Genomic DNA, 17,728 nt, shown 5'->3' on the forward strand with positions numbered 1-17,728 from the left:
TTTCCTGGCCCTTTCGGGGGTCGGGGCTCGCGTCCACTTTGTGGTTCCCGACAGACGATCGGGAATCAAACTGAATAGTTCAGCTACCCCACCGGTGTGGGGTGTCGATAATCCGTTTTCGGGTTGCAGGCACCAACCCGTTGGTGGGGGATGGCTGGAACCTGTTTGATCCGGAATTGATCGGGTCGATGGTGTTCCGGTGGTCATAGCGAGAGGGAAACGCCCGGTCACATTCCGAACCCGGAAGCTAAGCCTCTCAGCGCCGATGGTACTGCAAGGGGGACCTTGTGGGAGAGTAGGACGCCGCCGGACTTCTTTTCATGAAAACCCCTGACACGGGGAGCATCCGCTCCCCATGTCAGGGGTTTTCTGCATTCCACCCTGCTGTCCATTGCCGCCCGCCAGTCGGGCGGGCGGTCGCGGTAGGATCAGGGCGTCATGACAGCGCCATTCTCTTCTGCCACCGGTTCCGACGTCCGCGTCCGGTTCTGCCCGTCGCCCACCGGGACGCCGCACGTCGGCCTGGTCCGCACCGCCCTGTTCAACTGGGCCTACGCCCGCCACACGGGTGGCAAGCTCGTGTTCCGCATCGAGGACACCGACGCCGCCCGGGACAGCGAGGAGTCCTACGCGCAGATCATCGAGGCACTGCGCTGGCTGCAGCTGGACTGGGACGAGGGCGTCGAGGTCGGCGGACCCCACGGCCCGTACCGTCAGTCCGAGCGGGCCGACATCTACGCGGACGGCATCGCGCAGCTCACCGCAGCGGGGCACGTCTACGAGTCGTACGTCACTCCGGAGGAGATGGAAGCCCGCAACCTCGCGAACGGTCGTGACCCGAAGCAGGGCTACGACAACCACGAGCGCGACCTCACGGACGCCCAGCGCCAGGCGTTCCGGGACGAGGGCCGCGCGCCGGCGCTGCGCCTGCGCGTACCGGACCGCGATCTCAGCTTCCAGGACCTGGTCCGCGGTGACATCACCTTCCCACAGGGGTCCTTCCCGGACTTCGTCGTGGTGCGTCCGAACGGCAAGCCGCTCTACACGTTCACGAACCCCCTCGACGACGCTCTGATGGGGATCACCCACGTCCTCCGTGGCGAGGACCTGCTGTCGTCGACGCCGCGGCAGATCGCGCTGTACGAGGCGCTCCACGAGATCGGTCTCGCTCGGTTCATCCCGCAGTTCGGCCACCTGCCGTACGTGATGGGGGAGGGCAACAAGAAGCTCTCGAAGCGGGATCCCGAGTCGAACCTGTTCCACCACCGGTCGAACGGCATGGTGCCCGAAGGACTCGTGAACTACCTGGCGCTGCTCGGGTGGTCGATCGGCCCCGACCGCGACGTCTTCTCGATCGCCGAGATGATCGCGGCGTTCGAGGTCACGGACGTGAACCCGAACCCGGCGCGCTTCGACCACAAGAAGGCCGAGTCGATCAACGGCGACCACATCCGCCTGCTCGATCCCGCCGACTTCCGCGGCCGGCTCCAGCCCTACCTCACGGAGTTCCTCGACGAGCCGGCTACGGCCGAGCAGGAGCGCGTGCTCGAGCTCGCGGCCCCGCTGGTCCAGGAGCGCATGCAGCTGCTCAGCGAGGCACCCGCGATGCTCGGCTTCCTGTTCACCTCCGACGACGACCTGGTGGTCGAGGACGACGCCCTCGGATCCCTCAAGGGCGACCCGGCCCCGGTCCTCCAGGCCGGCATCACCGCTCTCGAGCAGCTCGACGACTGGTCGACGGCCGCCATCGAGCAGTCGCTCCGGACGGCGCTCATCGACGGCCTCGAGCTGAAGCCCCGGGTGGCGTTCGGTCCGCTGCGCGTGGCGGTGTCCGGTCGTCGGATCAGCCCGCCGCTCTTCGAGTCGATGGAGATCCTCGGCAAGCAGTCCACGCTCGCGCGGCTCCGTTCCCTCGCGGCACGCTGACGTCCGTGGTCGACGTCGTCGTCATCGGCGCGGGTCCCGCGGGGCTCAGCGCTGCGCTGAACCTGGTGCGCGCGAGACGCACGGTGCTGCTCCTCGACGCGAACCGCCCGCGGAACGCCGCGACCCTCCGGTCGCACGGGTTCATCACGCGGGACGGCATCTCGCCCCTCGAGCTGCGGAAGCTCGGGCGGGACGAGGTCGCCGGGTACCCGGAGGCGACGGTCACGCAGGCCGTCGTCGACCGGGTCTGGCAAACCGACGGCGCCTGGAACGTGCACGGCACCTGGCGTGGCGCCGAGGTGGCGGCCACCGCCCGCGCCGTGGTGATCGCCACGGGCCTCCGTGAGTCGTTCCCCGCGCTGCCGTCGCTCCGGGCGTTCTACGGCACCGATGTCCACAGCTGCGTGGAGTGCGACGGGTACGACAAGGCCGGAGCGCCGCTGGCGTTCATCGGTGAGACCGAGGACGTCGTCGACCGCGCTCTGCTCGTCGGGTCGTGGACCGACGACCTCGTCGTCTTCACGAACGGGGTGGCTCCGCTGTCCGAGACCGGCCGGGCACGCCTGGCCGCGGCCGGCATCGGCATCGACGAGCGTCCGGTGGCGGACCTGGTGGGGGACCGGAGCGGCATGACCGGGGTGCGGCTGGCGGACGGGGACGTGGTACCGCGTTCGGGTGCCTTCGTCCGGCCGGAGTGGCACGCGGACCTGGACTGGGTCGACGCGGACCTCGACCGCGACGAGCTGGGCTTCGTGCGGGTGGACCGGCTCGGTCGGTCGAACCTCCCCGGACTGTACGCGGTCGGGGACGTCACCCCGCCGGGGCCCGAGCAGCTCATCGTCGCGGCCGGACACGGTGCGTCGACCGCGGCGGCCGTGCACCGTGACCTGGTCGGTGGTCTCGGAGACCTCCGGGATGCTGTACAGTAGTTGATCGTGCCCCGGACAACGGGGCGCAGGGCTGCAAGGCCTTTGGGGTATGGTGTAATTGGCAACACAGCGGTTTCTGGTACCGTCGTTCTTGGTTCGAGTCCAGGTACCCCAGCAGTTGGACACACGAAAGCCCCCGGGAGACCGGGGGCTTTCGTCGTCTCGGGGCGGCCCGCTCGGGGTCGCGCGCACCGGCTCCGGCTCCCCGACTGTGGGCTATCGTCGTCGGACGAGGGTGGACACCGCGCCGCCACGCCCGGACACCGTTCGGGCGCGCCACGAGCAGGGGGCCCCATGATCATCTTCGGCAGCCGCACACGTTCCGCCCTCGCCGGGGTGCTGTTCTTCGCCTGCACCCTCTGCGGGTCGACCGCAGCGCAGCGCCTGCACCGACTGCGGACCTGGTTCACGCTGTTCTTCGTGCCGGTGTTCCCGTTCGGGCACGGACGGTACGTGCTGCAGTGCGCGTACTGCGGCGGCCAGTCCTCGATGCCCCGTGAGGGTGCCGAGCGCTTCATCGCCGACAGCGAGCGTGCCCAGCAGGCGCACCTGGCGCAGGAGACCCTGCCGCCGACAGGCGCCTGATGCGCCGGCAGCCGCAGGTGGCTGGAGCACTTCGACGGCTGTGTAACGCTCCGGTCACGGTGCTGGTGCAACCGGTTGCACGACCCCCGTCCGGGGCGTAGCGTCCTCGCTCAGCAGGCAGCGTCGCCTGCTCCAGTGCAGCGTCGCCGGGCACGGTCCGGCGACGCTCCTGGTGATCTCGATGAGGAGACAACGCTGTGAAGAACACACGTGCGAAGGGCCGCGTGGCCTCGATCGCAGGGATCGCGGTCGTCGGCCTGCTGCTCGCGAGCTGCTCGAGCGGGAGTTCGGCCTCGGACGACGCGAAGGGCGGCCAGGACAGCCGCGGGCCGATCACCTACGTGCAGGGCAAGGACAACTCGAACGTCGTCCGCCCGCTGATCGCCAAGTGGAACAAGGCCCACCCGGACGAGAAGGTCACCTTCAAGGAGCAGTCCGACCAGGCAGACCAGCAGCACGACGACCTGGTGCAGCACTTCCAGGCGAAGGACGACAACTACGACGTGGTCGACGTCGACGTGGTGTGGACCGCCGAGTTCGCCGCGAAGAGCTGGCTCACGCCGCTCACCGGCGACATGGCGATCGACACGTCGAAGCTCCTGCCGTCGACGGTCAAGACCGCGACGTACAACGACACGCTCTACGCGGCACCACAGACCTCCGACGGCGCCCTGCTGTACTACCGCAAGGACCTCGTGAAGACCCCGCCGACGACGTGGGACGAGATGATGCAGGACTGCTCGATCGCGAAGGACGCCGGCATCGGCTGCTACGCGGGGCAGTTCGCGAAGTACGAGGGGCTGACCGTCAACGCCTCCGAGGCGATCAACGGCGCGGGCGGCGCGGTCCTCAACGGCAGCGGCAAGCCGGACGTCGACACCTCCGACGCGAAGGCCGGCCTGCAGAAGCTCGTCGACGCCTTCGAGAACGGCAACATCCCGAAGGAAGCGATCACCTACCAGGAGGAGCAGGGCCGTCAGGCGTTCGAGGACGGCAAGCTCCTGTTCCTGCGCAACTGGCCGTACGTGTACAGCCTCGCGAAGACCGACGGCTCCAGCAAGGTGAAGGACACCTTCGGCATCGCCCCGATCCCGGGGGCCGACGGCGTCGGCGCCTCGACCCTCGGTGGTCACAACGCCGCGATCAGCGTCTACTCGAAGCACAAGGCCACCGCGCACGACTTCCTCGAGTTCCTCATCTCCAACGACACGCAGAAGTTCTTCGCGACCCAGGGCTCGCTCGCCCCGGTCGTCGGTGACCTGTACACGGACGAGGAGCTCACGGCGAAGCTGCCGTACCTCCCGACGCTCCTCGAGTCGATCAAGTCCGCGGAGCCGCGTCCGGTGACGCCGTTCTACCCGGCCGTGACCAAGGCGATCCAGGACAACACCTACGCCGCGCTCAAGGGGTCCAAGTCCGTCGACGCCGCCATGCAGGACATGCAGGCGGCCCTCACGTCGGCGACCGACGGCGGCAACTGACACCGAGGGCGGCTCAGGCCGCCCGCTGACGGGAGGGTCGTGGTCACGCGACCACGGTCCTCCCGTCCTCCCTCTGTGCGTTCCCGACACCGGCAAGGAGGCCGTGACGTGTCAGCAGCAACCGAGATCCCCGCAGCGATCCCCGAACCCCAGGGGATGGAGCCGCCGAAGCGGCGCAAGGGCGGGCTCAACGCCGACCACGGTCGGTGGGCCGTGTACCTCATCGGCCCCACGCTCGTGCTCCTGGCGATCGTCATCGGCTACCCGGTCGTCAGTGCGGTCATCCAGTCGTTCCAACTCGACCAGGGACTGGACAAGGCCACCGGCCTGTTCGTCGAGGGCGGCTTCGCCGGCGTCACGAACTACGTGCACTGGCTCGGACAGCAGTGCGGCACCGCCGCCTGCCCGCCCGGCAACCTCGGCTCCCAGTTCTGGACGGCGTTCGGCAACACGTTCTTCTTCACGGTCGTGACCGTGGCGCTCGAGACCGTCATCGGGCTCTGGATGGCCATCATCATGAACCGCGACTTCAAGGGCCGCGCCCTCGTCCGTGCCGCGATCCTCATCCCGTGGGCCATCCCGACCGCCGTCACCGCGAAGCTCTGGTACTTCATCTTCGACGCGAACGGTGTGCTCAACCACGTCATCGGCCACCAGGTCCTCTGGTTCTCCGACGAGTGGGCCTCCCGCTTCGCCATCATCATCGCCGACACCTGGAAGACCACGCCGTTCATGGCGCTGCTCATCCTCGCCGGGTTGCAGCTGATCCCGGACGAGGTCTACGAGGCCGGGAAGATGGACGGCGCCTCGACCATGCAGCGGTTCGTCAACATCACCCTGCCGCTCGTGAAGCCGGCGCTGATGGTCGCGATCCTGTTCCGCGTGCTCGACGCCCTCCGGATCTACGACCTCATCGCGATCATGACCGGTGGTGGTGGTGGTTCCGGGAACGCCACCGTCTCGCTGTCCGTGCTGGTCGTCGACCAGATCCGGCAGGGCTTCAACTCCGCCTCGGCACTGTCCACCATCACGTTCGTGGTCATCTTCGTCGTCGCGTTCATCTTCGTCCGGTTCCTCGGCGCGAACGTCGTGCAGACCCAGGCAGCACAGCAGAAGGGCGAGCTCAAGTGACCCTCGCAGCAGACCGTCTCCACATTCCCGCCGAACGTGCTGGCGCACGCGGCGATGTCCGGGTGAAGCGCCACGCGGGGCCGAAGCTCCGCACCGGCATCCAGGCCGCCGTCATCGCCTTGTGGTGCCTCCTGCCGTTCTACTGGATGATCGTCACGTCCTTCCGCGACGTCGGCTACACGTTCGACCCGACGCCGTTCTTCACCCATGTGACGCTCGACAACTACGCGACGGCGTTCTCGACGGCGCTCGGCAACCACCTCGGACGCGCGCTGCTCAACAGTGTGTTCATCGGTGCCGTCGTCACGATCATCGCCCTGCTCGTCGGCACGACCGCCGCCTACGCGCTGGCCCGGCTCGAGTTCCGCGGCAAGTCCCTGATCGCCGGCGCGATCCTCGCCGCGTCGATGTTCCCGGGCGTCGCGCTGATCTCGCCGCTGTTCCAGCTGTTCACCGACATCGGGTGGATGGGCAGCTACCAGGCGCTGATCCTGCCGAGCATCTCGTTCGTGCTGCCACTGACGGTCTACACGCTGGCGTCGTTCTTCCGGGAGATGCCGTGGGACCTCGAGGAGGCCGCCCGCATCGACGGTTGCACCCGCGTCCAGGCGTTCCGACGGATCATCCTGCCGCTGGCCGCACCGGCCGTGTTCACGACCGCGATCCTGGCGTTCATCTCGTCCTGGAACGAGTACCTCATCTCGTCCCAGCTCTCGAGCGACGCCACCCAGCCGGTCACGGTCGCGATCGCGTCCTTCGCCGGGTCGCAGCCGCACCAGGAGCCGTACACCGCGGTGATGGCGGCGGGCACGATCGTCACGATCCCGCTCGTCATCCTGGTGCTCGTGTTCCAGCGACGCATCGTGGCCGGTCTCACCGCCGGTGGCGTGAAGGGCTGACCGTGGCACAGCGCGCACCGCTCCGGCCCACGTCACGGATCGAGGAGGCCATCGGGTTCGTCGGGTGCTTCGGGCTGCTGTTCTTCGGCGTCACCGTCTTCTGCGAGCTCACCGGGCGGCCCGCGCTCGGGTGGGCCCTCACGCTGCTCGGGACCGTCGTGGCCATCGTCTTCCTGGACCGGTGGCGACGACGGGTGCTCCGGCGGACCGACACCGCTGCCCAGCCGGACCAGCCGGCGGTCGCGACGCGCGCGGCCGGGCGCTGACGGGCCTCCCGGGACGATCCCGTGGGGATCCAGGAGATCGCGCAGGCGACCGGGCTGTCGAAGGCGACGGTCTCGCGAGCGCTCCGCGGTCTGCCGACGGTGGCAGGGACGACGATCGACCAGGTCCGCCGGGTCGCCGACGAGCTCGGGTACGTCCCGAGCTCGGCGGCGGCGGGCCTGGCCACCGGTCGCCAGCGCGCAGTCGGTGTCGTCCTGCCAGTGATCGACCGCTGGTTCACGGCCAAGGCCCTGGGCGGCGTCGACGCTGAACTCCGAGCCGCCGGCTACGACCTCGTCCTCTACAACCTCGGCGGACCGGGGGGTGATCGGCATCGGGCGTTCCGGCGCGCGATGCTGCGACAGCGCGTCGATGCGCTGGTGCTGATGTCGCTGGTCCTCGACGAGACCGAACGTCGCGAGCTGCAGGTCAGCGAGCTGCCGACGATCGTGATCGGCGGGCCGGCGCACGACCTACGGAACGTCGGTGTCGACGACCACGAGGTGGCTGCCCTGGCGGTCGTCCACCTCACCGGACTGGGACACCGCGAGGTCGCCTACGTCGGCGGGCAGGACGAGGCCGGCCTCAGCGTCGCCGTGCCCCACCGACGCCGGGACGGGTTCACCGAGGCCATGGCGCGCGCTGGTGCCGCGGTCCGTCGCGACTGGTACGCCGACGGTCGGTTCTCGTTCGCCGGCGGGGTCGCGGCGGGGACCGCGCTGCTCGACGTCGCGGCCCCGGACCGGCCGACCGCGGTGGTCTGCGCCTCGGACGAGATGGCGCTCGGCGTCGTGGTCGCCGCACACCGGCTCGGGCTCGACGTGCCGCGGGACGTGTCCGTCACCGGCGTCGACGGGCACGAGTACGGCGAGGTCCTCGGCCTCACGACGGTCGCGCAGGACCCGGAGGCGCAGGGTCGCGTGGCCGCACGGGCGGTCGTCCTGGAGGCCCAGGGTGCGTCCCCGGGGCCCCTCGCGCCGTCCGCCGTGCGGCTGGTGGTGCGGCAGACGACCACGCGGCCGTGCCGGTGACCGGGTCGCCCGGCGGGCGAGCGTCCCGCATCGAGCAACCGGTGGCGGGCGTCCCGTGACCGGCATCCGGGGGTCGGCTTCGGCTGGTCGGCGTCGGGGTGGCCGGCGTAGCCTCGGTCGAATGCTGGTCACGAAGCTCGAGCACGCCTGTCTCGTCGTCGAGCAGGACGGCGACCGCCTGGTCATCGACCCCGGCGCCTACACGCGCCCGGTCGAGGTGAGCGGTGTCGTCGCCGTCGTCGTGACCCACGAGCACCCGGACCACGGCACGGCCGAGCAGCTCGACCGGATCCTGGACCGGAACCCGGGCATCCCGGTGTTCGGCCCGGCCGGGGTCGCGTCGGCGCTGGCGGCGGCCGTCGAGGTGGACGTCGTGACGGATGGTGACACCCGGACCGTCGGGGCCTTCACCCTGTCGTTCCACGGCACGCGGCACCAGCTGATCCACTCGTCCGTGCCGGTTGTCGACAACACCGGGGTGTTCGTCAACAGCACGCTGTTCCACCCGGGTGACGCCTACATCGACCCCGGAGCACCCGTGGAGGTGTTCGCGGCACCGGTCGGGGCGCCCTGGCTGAAGATCGGTGAGCTGATGGACCACCTGCTCGCCGTCGCCCCACGACGGGCGATCCCGATCCACGAGGCCACGCTGTCCGACATCGGGTTCGCGGGGCACACGGACCGGATCCGGCAGGTCGTCGAGCCCGCGGGCGAGGTCGTCGTGCTCGCACCGGGGGAGTCGTTCACCGTCTGAGGGTCGGTAGCCCGAGCAGTCCGCCGAGCTCGAGTGCGTCCCACGGGGCGTGGCGTTCCGCGTCGTTGTCGAAGTAGACCCAGACGTCGCGTCCGGCGGTGACGTGGTGCCGGACCGTGTCCGCCCAGGTGAGCAGGGCCTCCCGGCCGTAGCCGTCGTGGTACGTGTGCGGCGCGCCGTGGAGCCGGAGGTACGCGGAGCGGCGCGTCGGTGTCGTGGACCAGGCGGGGGAAGTCGCCCGCGTGCGAATCGACGAGCGCGGTGCGGTGTGTGCGGAGGACGGCGAGGTGGTCTGGGGTGGTGGCGTCGGGGGAGCGGACCTCCAGCACGTGGTGGACCGGCAGTGCCGGGTCCTCCGCCGTGGTCGACGGCTCGACGACCTTCGCGTCGTGCCCGGCGGCGAGGGCGGCGGCCTCGCCGTGGGTGGCGGGCAGCAGGGCGAGGAAAGCGTCGAGCACGTCAGGCGTCGGGACGACGTGCTCGGGAAGTTGCCAGAGCACCGGACCGAGGGTCGGACCGAGCTCCAGCGGCCCGGAGGCGAAGAAGTTCGCCAGCGCCGTGTCGACGTTCCGCAGCCGGAGCATGTGCGTCAGGTACCTGCCGCCCTTCAGCGCGAAGCGGAAGTCCTCGGAGACCGCTGCACGCCAGGCCCGGTACCGCGACGGACGCTGCAGCGAGTAGAAGGAGCCGTTGACCTCGACCGTCGGGAAGTGCGTGCCGACGTGCTCGAGCCAGCGCCGCTTGGCGAGCGCGGCGGGGTAGAAGTCGCCACGCCACGAGTCGTACTGCCAGCCGGACAGGCCGATGCGCACCGTCATCGACCCACCGTATGCCGACCCTCCGTGTGCCCTGGTCGGCATGGCGACACACCGGCGCGGACCCGGGCGTTTTGGCGCTCGCTCACACCCTGTGCCATACTTGTCGAGTTGTCGGAACGGCCCCATCGTACAGTGGCCTAGTACGCCGCCCTCTCACGGCGGTAACGCGGGTTCGAATCCCGCTGGGGTCACCACGAGTGACAAGCCGAACCGACACGCGTCCCGATCCGGGACATCGCCGCGGCCCCATCGTATAGCGGCCTAGTACGCTGCCCTCTCACGGCGGTAACGCGGGTTCGAATCCCGCTGGGGTCACCACGCTCGAAGGCCCTCACCCGACCGGGTGGGGGCCTTCGTCGTTCCCTCGGAGTCTCGCGGGGCAGGACCGCCGCGGCCGGGGTGCAGCGTGACGTGGAACAGGAGAGCGACGGATGACCGAACGACCTCCGTCCGTCCGTCCGCCACACACCCGCTGGTCCCTCATCGCCCTCGTGGCGCTCGGCGGCGCGATCGGCACCGCGGTCCGGGCCGTGCTCGCCCAGGCGCTGCCGGCCGTCGACGGCATCAGCTGGACGGTCCTCGCGATCAACGTCGTCGGCGCGTTCTGCCTCGGCCTGCTGCTCGACGCCCTCGCCCGCCGGGGGCCGGACGTCGGACGACGTCGGGCACTGCGGCTGTTCGTCGGCACCGGTGTGCTCGGCGGGTTCACGACGTACAGCACGCTGGCCGACGACACCGCACGGCTGCTCGACGTCGGACGCTGGGCTGCCGGCAGCGGGTACGCGCTGCTGTCGGTCGTGCTCGGGCTCGCGGCGGTGGTCGCCGGGCTCGCGGTCGCGGGCGCGCTCACGAAGCGAGCAGCGCGATGACCGCCCTCACCCTCCTGCTCGTCGCGGTCGGCGGCGGTGTCGGCGCAGCGCTCCGGTTCGTCCTCGACGGGTTCCTCAAGGCCCGGGTGACGCGTTTCCCCATCGGCACGCTGCTGATCAACGTCACCGGATCACTCGTCCTCGGGTTCGTGACGGGCCTCGGGGAGTCCGGTGCGATCGCTGCCCCGATGGTCGCTGTGGTGGGGACGGGCATGATGGGTGGGTACACGACGTTCTCGACGGCGAGCGTCGAGACCGTGCAGCTCCTCCGATCCGGCAAGACCCGGCTCGCCGTCCTGAACGGCCTCGGGATGCTCGTCGTCTCGGTCGGCGCCGCTGCGCTCGGCCTCCAGCTCGGAAGGAACCCATGACCTCGGAACGCCCCGGCGAACTCGTCCTCGTCCGCCACGGAGAGACGGAGTGGTCGAAGAGCGGGCAGCACACCGGCCGCACCGACATCCCGCTGACGGAGAACGGTGTGGCCCAGGCCGAGCGCGCCGGTCGGTTCCTGGCGGACCGTGACTTCGCGCTGGCACTCTCCAGTCCGCTCGCCCGCGCCCGCGAGACCGCCCGCATCGTCGGCGTCGACCCGGAACTCGACGAGGACCTGTACGAGTGGGACTACGGCGCGTACGAGGGGCTGACGACGCCGCAGATCAAGGTCCAGCGGCACGGGCCGTGGGACCTCTGGACCGACGGGGTCCCGGCCGGCGACACACCCGGTGAGAACGCCGCCGAGGTACGCGTCCGCGTCGAGCGCGTGATCAACCGCGCCCGACCCGTCCTGGCCGAGGGGCAGGACGCCATCTTCGTCGCGCACGGGCACGTGCTGCGTGCACTCGGCGCCGCGTGGATCCGGCTGGCTCCGCAGGACGGCGCGGTGCTGAAGCTCGGCACGGCCACGGTCAGCACGCTCGGGTACGAGCACGGTCGACCGGTCATCGACGCCTGGAACATCACGCCGTCCTGAGGGTCGGTTCAGCCCCCGGCGCCGAGCACCATCGCCATGCCGAGGCTCGGCGCCACGTCGTCGAACCCGAGCGACCGGTACAGCCGCTGTCCGGGCGGGTCACCGATGAGCGAGACGTACGCCCCTGCGGGCGCGCGGTCGCCGATGTCGGCCAGGAGCCACTCCACCACGGCTCGACCGAGCCCCTGGCGCTGGTGTGTCGGGTCGGTGGCGATGTCGACGACGTGGAAGTACCACCCGCCGTCGCCGATCACCCGTCCCATCGCGACGGGCGTGCCCGCTCCGTCGACGACGTGACAAGCCGACCAGGCGCCGACGACGGCCGGTGCGCCCTGCTCCGCGGTGACGGGCGTCAAGCCGGAGTCGCGACGCAGGCGCAGGTAGTCGTCGAGCGGCGGGGCCGTCGGGAGCAGTGTGTAGGTCTCGTCCATGCATCCAGGGTGCCGGACGCGGCCGACAGGGGCGGGCTTCCCGGCTGGCACGCGCGATCCGGACGGGAGGCCCGCTGCGGCTCGTCCGCACCGCGCGCGTCCCTCAGACGGTCCGGATGCTGCTGGTCGCGCCCAGCGCGCGACCGCGCCGTCGCTCGACGACCCGCCCCACGAGGAGCAGGGCGATGCTGACGACGACCCCCAGCAGTGTCTGCCCGATCCGGTCGAGGGCGAGGAGCCCGGGCGCCTCGGGGAGGCTCAGCCACGACACCGCGAGGGCGAGGGGCGTGAGGAAGAGCAGACAGACGGCGTAGTTCCGGGCGACGAAGACCTCCGCCATGAACTGCCCGACCACGGCGATCACGACGATGCACCAGGCCGAGGGCTCGAGCAGCAGGATGCCGACCGCGACGACGGTGCCGCCGACGGTGCCGACGACACGCTGCACGGCGCGGGAGACCGTGTGGCGCTGCCGGAGCGCGGGCAGCGTCGACACCACGGCGATCACCGCCCAGTAGGGGTGTCCGAGACCGGGCAGGACCTCGGCGACGGCGCCGGCGACGAGCGCGCCGAGGACGTTGAGCGCGATGGTCTCCCAGAGCGCCGAGGTGCCGAGGACCGCGAGGGACCGGTGCTTCCGGGCGGCGAGCGGACGGAACCGGTGCGGCGCGTGCGGGTGCAGGACGCGACGGAAGGCGGCTCCGGACATCGCGACCAGCCACGCCCAGACGACCGAGCCGAGGATGATCGTGGCGACGAGCGGCAGGTCGCCCGTGCGCACCGGGACGAGGGCGGACACGACGAACGCGAAGACCGGGAAGATCGGCTGCGCGGGGATGGTCCGGAGTGCGCTGAGCGTGGCGACCGCGACGACGAGCACCAGGACGAGCCCCGCGCCCTGCAACCACAGCGGCGCTCCGAGGAGTGACACCGCGATGCCCGCGGCCATGCACACGACCTGCAGGGCGCCGGCGACCCCGGTGGTCACGGCACGCTGCCGGTAGGGCTCGGTCGCGCCGAAGATCGCGGTGAAGCCGGCGAACATCGCGAACGCGGCGTACTGCGGCAGCCCGAGTCCGATGAGCAGCGCGAGCGGGACGCCGCCCGCGATCGCGGCGCGGGCCGCGCCCTCGAGGTTGGTGGTGCGGGTCGAGTGCGGAGCTGTCGTCATGTCCAGGCCATCCTCTCACCGCGACGGGTGTCGTCGAGGAGGGATGGGCCGCCCGGCGGGAGCCTGCGATTGGTATACCAAGCTGCTAGAGTGCTTGCACGGTGCCGTGACAGCGGCATCGGAACGCGAACGAGGAGGCACGGGCATGGGCAGGACGCTCGCCGAGAAGGTGTGGGACGACCACGTCGTCGTCAAGGGAGAGGACGGCAACCCCGACCTCCTGTACATCGACCTCCACCTCGTGCACGAGGTCACGAGCCCGCAGGCGTTCGACGGCCTGCGGCAGGCCGGCCGCCCGGTGCGGCGGCTCGACCTGACGATCGCGACCGAGGACCACAACACCCCGACGCTCGCCATCGACCGCCCGATCGCGGACCCGACGAGCCGCACCCAGATCGAGACCCTCCGCCGCAACTGCGAGGAGTTCGGTGTCCGCCTGCACTCGCTCGGCGACAAGGAGCAGGGCATCGTGCACGTCGTCGGTCCGCAGCTCGGACTGACGATGCCCGGCATCACGGTCGTCTGTGGGGACTCGCACACCTCGACCCACGGTGCCTTCGGCGCGATGGCGTTCGGCATCGGCACCAGCGAGGTCGAGCACGTCCTGGCCACGCAGACCCTGCCGCTGAAGCCCTTCAAGACGATGGCCGTCACGGTCGAGGGCACGCTGCGCCCGGGCGTCACCGCGAAGGACGTCATCCTCGCCGTGATCGCGCAGATCGGCACCGGTGGCGGCCAGGGCTACGTGCTCGAGTACCGCGGCTCGGCCATCCGGGCGCTCTCGATGGAGGGCCGGATGACGATCTGCAACATGTCGATCGAAGCGGGTGCCCGCGCCGGCATGGTCGCTCCCGACCAGACCACCTACGACTACGTGCAGGGCCGCGACCACGCGCCGACCGGCTCCGACTGGGACGACGCCGTGGCGTACTGGGAGACCCTGGCGACGGACGACGACGCCGTGTTCGACGCCGAGGTCTTCATCGACGCCGACACGCTCGAGCCCTTCGTCACGTGGGGCACCAACCCCGGTCAGGGTGTCTCGCTGTCCGAGTCCGTGCCGGACCCTGCGGACTACGCGGACCCGAACGACCGCGCCGCCGCGTCCCGTGCGCTCGAGTACATGGACATCCAGGCGGGCACGCCGATGAAGGACATCGCGGTCGACGCGGTCTTCATGGGTTCCTGCACGAACTCCCGCATCGAGGACCTCCGGGCCTTCGCGTCCGTGATCCAGGGCCGCGAGAAGGCGCCGGGCGTCCGCGTCATGGTCGTCCCCGGCTCCGCACGGGTCCGGCTCGAGGCCGAGGCCGAGGGGCTCGACAAGGTGTTCACCGACTTCGGCGCCGAGTGGCGGTTCGCCGGCTGCTCGATGTGTCTCGGCATGAACCCCGACCAGCTCGCGCCGGGGGAGCGCTGCGCCTCCACCTCGAACCGCAACTTCGAGGGTCGGCAGGGCAAGGGCGGACGGACCCACCTGGTCTCGCCGCTGGTCGCCGCCGCGACCGCCGTCCGCGGGACGCTGTCGAGCCCGTGGGACCTGGAAGACGACGACGCTCGCCTGGCCGTGCCGGCGACCGCTGGAGGGAACCACTGATGGACAAGATCGGCACCGTCACCGGGATCGCCGCACCGCTGAAGCGGTCGAACGTCGACACCGACCAGATCATCCCCGCCGTGTACCTGAAGCGGGTCACGAAGACCGGGTTCGAGGACGCCCTGTTCTCGGGCTGGCGCCAGGACCCCGAGTTCGTGCTCAACCAGCCCGCGTACCAGGGCGCCCGCGTGCTGGTCGCCGGACCGGACTTCGGCACCGGTTCGTCCCGCGAGCACGCGGTCTGGGCCCTCCGTGACTTCGGCTTCCGCGTGGTCGTGTCACCCCGTTTCGCGGACATCTTCAAAGGCAACGCCGGCAAGCAGGGACTGGTCACCGCGATGGTGTCGGAGCCCGAGATCGAGCGGATGTGGGCGGCGATCGAAGCCCAGCCGGGGATCGAGGCAACGGTCGACCTCGCGACACAGCGCGTGTCGATCGGCGACGTGGACGTGGCTTTCGAGATCGACGCTTACACTCGTTGGCGGTTGATGGAAGGGCTCGACGACATCGGGCTCACCCTCCGTGACGAGACCTCGATCACGGAGTTCGAACACTGCCGCTCCAGTTGGCGGCCGAAGACATTGCCGGTGAAGTAGTGAACTCTCTCGTACAGGACGCAGCAGCTGCAGGGGCGCGCGTCGGTCTCAAGTCGGACGAGATCGTCATCCGCGGGGGCAAGCCCCTCGTGGGACGCATCGAGGTCCGTGGTGCGAAGAACCTCGCGACCAAGGCCATGGTCGCGGCGCTCCTCGGTGACACCCCGTCGATCCTCAAGGACGTCCCGGACATCTCCGACGTCAAGGTCGTCCGCGGCCTGCTCGAGGTGCACGGTGTGCGCGTGACCGACCCCGCACGGGGCGAGCTCATCCTCGACCCGTCGCGGGTCGAGACGGCGCACTTCGCCGAGATCGACGCGCACGCCGGGTCGAGCCGGATCCCGATCCTCTTCTGCGGCCCGCTGCTGCACAAGCTGGGCGAGGCGTTCATCCCCGACCTCGGGGGCTGCCGCATCGGCGACCGTCCGATCGACTTCCACCTCGACGCACTCCGTGCCATGGGTGCCGTCGTCGACAAGCAGGTCTCGGGCATCCACATCACGGCCCCGAACGGTCTCAAGGGCGCGAACATCGAGCTGCCCTACCCGAGCGTCGGCGCGACCGAGCAGGTCCTGCTCTCGTCCGTGCTCGCCGAGGGCACCACCGAGCTGCGGAACGCCGCGATCGAGCCCGAGATCATGGACCTCATCGCGATCCTGCAGAAGATGGGTGCGATCGTCACGGTCGAGCCCAGCCGCACGATCTTCATCGAGGGCGTCAAGTCGCTCCGCGGGTACACGCACCGTGCGATCAACGACCGCAACGAGGCCGCGAGCTGGGCCTCCGCCGCGCTGGCCACCAACGGCGACATCTTCGTCGAGGGTGCCAAGCAGCAGGAGCTCATGACGTTCCTCAACGTCTTCCGGAAGGTCGGCGGCGGGTTCGACATCCAGGAGGACGGCATCCGGTTCTACCGCGAGCTGGACGTCCTCAAGCCCGTCGTCATCGAGACCGACGTGCACCCCGGCTTCATGACCGACTGGCAGCAGCCCCTCGTCGTCGCGCTCACGCAGGCCGAGGGTCAGAGCGTCGTGCACGAGACCGTCTACGAGAACCGCTTCGGCTTCACCGACGCGCTCAACGAGATGGGTGCCGACATCGTCGTGCACAAGGAGGGCCTGCCGGGTCACGACCGCCGTGTCGCCCGTCGTCCCTTCGAGCAGGCCGCGGTCATCACCGGCCCGACGAAGCTGCACGGTGCGAACGTCCGTGTCCCCGACCTCCGCGGTGGCTTCAGCCACCTCATCGCGGCGCTGACCGCCGAGGGTGAGTCGCGGATCACGAACGTCGGCATCATCAGCCGTGGCTACGAGCACTTCATCCCGAAGCTCCGCAAGCTCGGCGCGGACTTCGACTTCGCGGAATGAGCGCCGAGCCGGCCGACGCCCGCGCCGGTGCGGTGGAGCAGGTCACCACGGGCCTCCCGAACCCCGGGAGGCGCTGGAAGCGTGGTGACCTGAACGTCGCGTTCCGGATCACCTCGGTCTTCGTGATCCCGCTGTTCCGTGCGGTCGCGGCGTACCGCTGGCACGGCCCGAACCGCCTGCCGGCGGACGGGGCGTTCGTGCTCGCGCCGAACCACTACACGAACATCGACCCGCTGGTGGTCGGCACCGCCGTCTGGGTGAGCCGCCGACCACCGCTGTTCCTGGCGAAGGCGTCGATCTTCGACGTGCCCGTCGTCGGCAAGCTGATGTCCGGCATGGGACAGATCCCCGTCGAACGCTCCGGGCGGACCCGCTCCAGCAACCCACTGCAGGGCGGTGGCGGACTCGTCCGGAACGGCGGGGCGGTCATCGTCTACCCGGAGGGCACGCTCACCCGTGACCCGGACCTGTGGCCGATGCGCGGCAAGACCGGCGCGGCACGGATCGCGCTCGAGAACGACGTGCCGCTCATCCCGATGGCCCACTGGGGCACGCAGCGGATCCTGCCGCGGTACTCCAAGCGCCTCAACCTGTTCCGGAAGGCGAACGTCGACATCCTGTTCGGCGAGCCGATGGACCTGTCCGCGTACCGCGGCAAGCCGATCGACCAGGCGCTCCTGCAGCAGGTCACCGACGCGCTGATGGCCGAGATCACCAAGCTCGTCGAGCAGCTCCGTGGTGAGCGTGCTCCGGAGCAGCGCTGGGACCCGAGCGCCAACCGCCAGAAGGAGACCGGCAAGTTTGAGTGACGCAGCCGCCCGGGGGACCGCCCCCGGTCTCCGACCGCACGACGACCGCCCGGACCCCTCCGTCGCCGCACGTGGCGCCGTCGACACCGCCGCGATCCGC

Annotated in this window: 19 protein-coding genes, 3 tRNA genes, 1 rRNA gene and 2 pseudogenes; 21 read left to right on the forward strand and 4 right to left on the reverse strand. The window is 70.2% G+C overall.

Annotated elements, in window-relative coordinates:
- Positions 1-195: 195 nt before the first annotated feature.
- The 12 genes and pseudogenes from rrf to DEI89_RS00055 all read left to right on the forward strand — a co-directional run bounded on the left by rrf (position 196) and on the right by DEI89_RS00055 (position 9,000).
- Positions 196-312: ribosomal RNA gene (rrf, locus tag DEI89_RS00005) — 5S ribosomal RNA — on the forward strand.
- Between the two features lie 126 nt (positions 313-438).
- On the forward strand, positions 439-1,926 hold the full coding sequence (gene gltX / locus DEI89_RS00010) for a glutamate--tRNA ligase (RefSeq protein WP_110902008.1): 1,488 nt from the start codon (positions 439-441) through the stop codon (positions 1,924-1,926).
- Between the two features lie 5 nt (positions 1,927-1,931).
- Positions 1,932-2,855 carry an NAD(P)/FAD-dependent oxidoreductase gene (locus DEI89_RS00015; protein ID WP_258368545.1) on the forward strand — a complete coding sequence of 308 codons (924 nt, stop codon included), beginning with the start codon at positions 1,932-1,934 and terminating at the stop codon, positions 2,853-2,855.
- Between the two features lie 43 nt (positions 2,856-2,898).
- Positions 2,899-2,970 (forward strand) — tRNA-Gln (locus tag DEI89_RS00020).
- A 179-nt stretch (positions 2,971-3,149) separates the two neighbouring features.
- Positions 3,150-3,440, forward strand: coding sequence for a zinc ribbon domain-containing protein (locus DEI89_RS00025; protein ID WP_110902009.1), 291 nt, complete (start codon positions 3,150-3,152; stop codon positions 3,438-3,440).
- 197 nt (positions 3,441-3,637) lie between these two features.
- Complete coding sequence (locus DEI89_RS00030) at positions 3,638-4,921, forward strand: ABC transporter substrate-binding protein (protein WP_110902010.1); 1,284 nt, start codon at positions 3,638-3,640, stop codon at positions 4,919-4,921.
- Positions 4,922-5,077: 156 nt separating this feature from the next.
- Complete coding sequence (locus DEI89_RS00035; RefSeq protein WP_110902011.1) at positions 5,078-6,052, forward strand: carbohydrate ABC transporter permease; 975 nt, start codon at positions 5,078-5,080, stop codon at positions 6,050-6,052.
- 62 nt (positions 6,053-6,114) lie between these two features.
- Complete coding sequence (locus tag DEI89_RS00040) at positions 6,115-6,951, forward strand: carbohydrate ABC transporter permease (RefSeq protein WP_258366105.1); 837 nt, start codon at positions 6,115-6,117, stop codon at positions 6,949-6,951.
- A 2-nt stretch (positions 6,952-6,953) separates the two neighbouring features.
- Positions 6,954-7,217 carry a hypothetical protein gene (locus DEI89_RS00045; protein WP_258368547.1) on the forward strand — a complete coding sequence of 88 codons (264 nt, stop codon included), beginning with the start codon at positions 6,954-6,956 and terminating at the stop codon, positions 7,215-7,217.
- 18 nt (positions 7,218-7,235) lie between these two features.
- Positions 7,236-7,367 (forward strand): annotated as a pseudogene (locus DEI89_RS17980) (helix-turn-helix domain-containing protein); the annotation flags it as partial.
- Between the two features lie 27 nt (positions 7,368-7,394).
- On the forward strand, positions 7,395-8,246 hold the full coding sequence (locus DEI89_RS00050) for a LacI family DNA-binding transcriptional regulator (protein ID WP_258368653.1): 852 nt from the start codon (positions 7,395-7,397) through the stop codon (positions 8,244-8,246).
- Between the two features lie 121 nt (positions 8,247-8,367).
- Entirely contained in the window at positions 8,368-9,000 is a 633-nt protein-coding gene (locus DEI89_RS00055; protein WP_110902014.1) for an MBL fold metallo-hydrolase, read from the forward strand.
- Here the strand turns inward: DEI89_RS00055 and DEI89_RS17985 are convergent.
- Both DEI89_RS17985 and DEI89_RS17990 read right to left on the reverse strand, forming a co-directional pair.
- Positions 8,990-9,250 carry a DUF72 domain-containing protein gene (locus DEI89_RS17985; RefSeq protein WP_258368654.1) on the reverse strand — a complete coding sequence of 87 codons (261 nt, stop codon included), beginning with the start codon at positions 9,248-9,250 and terminating at the stop codon, positions 8,990-8,992. The two genes, DEI89_RS00055 and DEI89_RS17985, sit on opposite strands and share 11 nt — an antisense overlap.
- Positions 9,251-9,275: 25 nt before the next feature.
- Positions 9,276-9,944 (reverse strand): annotated as a pseudogene (locus tag DEI89_RS17990) (DUF72 domain-containing protein); the annotation flags it as partial.
- Here DEI89_RS17990 and DEI89_RS00065 point away from each other — a divergent pair.
- The 5 genes from DEI89_RS00065 (at position 9,937) to DEI89_RS00085 (ending at position 11,657) form a co-directional block, all read left to right on the forward strand.
- Positions 9,937-10,012 (forward strand) — tRNA-Glu (locus DEI89_RS00065). The pseudogene DEI89_RS17990 and the gene DEI89_RS00065 overlap by 8 nt on opposite strands.
- Before the next feature lie 48 nt (positions 10,013-10,060).
- Positions 10,061-10,136, forward strand: a tRNA-Glu gene (locus tag DEI89_RS00070).
- A gap of 113 nt (positions 10,137-10,249) precedes the next feature.
- A complete protein-coding gene (locus DEI89_RS00075; protein WP_110902015.1) occupies positions 10,250-10,687 on the forward strand; it encodes a CrcB family protein in 438 nt (145 codons plus the stop codon).
- On the forward strand, positions 10,684-11,058 hold the full coding sequence (gene crcB, locus DEI89_RS00080) for a fluoride efflux transporter CrcB (protein WP_110902016.1): 375 nt from the start codon (positions 10,684-10,686) through the stop codon (positions 11,056-11,058). The genes DEI89_RS00075 and crcB overlap by 4 nt, the downstream gene beginning before the upstream one ends.
- The gene (locus tag DEI89_RS00085; protein WP_110902017.1) at positions 11,055-11,657 is read left to right on the forward strand and encodes a histidine phosphatase family protein; all 603 of its coding nucleotides are present in this window, start codon (positions 11,055-11,057) and stop codon (positions 11,655-11,657) included. The genes crcB and DEI89_RS00085 overlap by 4 nt, the downstream gene beginning before the upstream one ends.
- 8 nt (positions 11,658-11,665) lie before the next feature.
- On the opposite strand, the gene DEI89_RS00090 is transcribed toward DEI89_RS00085, so the two are convergent.
- Positions 11,666-12,088, reverse strand: coding sequence for a GNAT family N-acetyltransferase (locus DEI89_RS00090; protein WP_110902018.1), 423 nt, complete (start codon positions 12,086-12,088; stop codon positions 11,666-11,668).
- A gap of 103 nt (positions 12,089-12,191) precedes the next feature.
- Positions 12,192-13,259: an FUSC family protein gene (locus DEI89_RS00095; RefSeq protein WP_110902019.1), complete on the reverse strand. Its 1,068-nt coding sequence runs from the start codon at positions 13,257-13,259 to the stop codon at positions 12,192-12,194.
- 145 nt (positions 13,260-13,404) lie between these two features.
- Here DEI89_RS00095 and leuC point away from each other — a divergent pair, with 145 nt between their 5' ends.
- From leuC to DEI89_RS00115, 4 genes are read left to right on the forward strand one after another with little or no spacing between them, the layout of a single operon-like run.
- Entirely contained in the window at positions 13,405-14,856 is a 1,452-nt protein-coding gene (gene leuC, locus DEI89_RS00100; protein WP_110902020.1) for a 3-isopropylmalate dehydratase large subunit, read from the forward strand.
- Complete coding sequence (gene leuD, locus DEI89_RS00105; RefSeq protein ID WP_110902021.1) at positions 14,856-15,452, forward strand: 3-isopropylmalate dehydratase small subunit; 597 nt, start codon at positions 14,856-14,858, stop codon at positions 15,450-15,452. Before leuC ends, leuD begins: the two co-directional genes overlap by 1 nt.
- On the forward strand, positions 15,452-16,819 hold the full coding sequence (murA, locus tag DEI89_RS00110) for a UDP-N-acetylglucosamine 1-carboxyvinyltransferase (protein WP_110902022.1): 1,368 nt from the start codon (positions 15,452-15,454) through the stop codon (positions 16,817-16,819). Before leuD ends, murA begins: the two co-directional genes overlap by 1 nt.
- Positions 16,816-17,628 carry a 1-acyl-sn-glycerol-3-phosphate acyltransferase gene (locus DEI89_RS00115; protein ID WP_110902023.1) on the forward strand — a complete coding sequence of 271 codons (813 nt, stop codon included), beginning with the start codon at positions 16,816-16,818 and terminating at the stop codon, positions 17,626-17,628. The genes murA and DEI89_RS00115 overlap by 4 nt, the downstream gene beginning before the upstream one ends.
- The last annotated feature ends 100 nt before the right edge of the window (positions 17,629-17,728 follow it).

It is taken from the genome of Curtobacterium sp. MCBD17_030, assembly GCF_003224255.1.
Lineage (GTDB): Bacteria > Actinomycetota > Actinomycetes > Actinomycetales > Microbacteriaceae > Curtobacterium.